The 669-nt window shown below is 71.0% G+C and carries 1 pseudogene; it reads right to left on the bottom strand.

From position 1 onward, the window contains the following. A pseudogene (locus KUM32_RS37510) lies at positions 1–669 on the bottom strand (ribonucleoside-diphosphate reductase subunit alpha); the annotation flags it as partial.

Here is a 669-nt window from a genome sequence, read left to right as displayed (position 1 = left end):
ATTCGGGGTTCTCAAGGGAGCAGGCGACCGCGTCGGCTTCGACGGGCGTCTGCTGGGCGGGTACGGGGACGCTGGCCGTCGCCTCGGCGCCGCGCGCGGAGTGCGCGATCCGGGTGGCCGGGCGCGAGCGCAGGTAGTACGTGGTCTTGATGCCGCGCTTCCAGGCGTACGCGTACATCGAGCTGAGCTTGCCGATGGTGGGCTGGGCCATGAAGAGGTTGAGCGACTGGCTCTGGTCCAGGTACGGGGTGCGGTCGGCGGCCATGTCGATCAGGGCGCGCTGCGGGACCTCCCAGGCGGTGCGGTACAGGTCGCGCACCTCCTGCGGGACCCAGCCGAAGTCCTGGATCGACCCGTTGGCCTCGCGCAGCGCGTCGCGGGACTGCGCGTCCCACACGCCGAGCCTCTTCAGGTCCTCCACCAGGTAGGCGTTGACCTGGAGGAACTCGCCGCTGAGCGTCTCGCGCTTGAACAGGTTGGAGACCTGCGGCTCGATGCACTCGTACACGCCCGCGATGGAGGCGATCGTCGCGGTCGGCGCGATGGCCAGCAGCAGCGAGTTGCGCATGCCGGTCCTGGCGATCCGCGCGCGCAGCGCCTCCCAACGCTCCGGCCAGTGCGCGGTGGCGGTCGGGTAGTGGTCCGGGTGCAGCACGCCGCGCGCTGTGC

This window comes from Streptomyces sp. AC627_RSS907, from assembly GCF_019049165.1.
The sequence above is the reverse complement of the archived record's forward strand: the minus strand, read 5'-3'. Positions and strand labels throughout refer to the sequence as shown.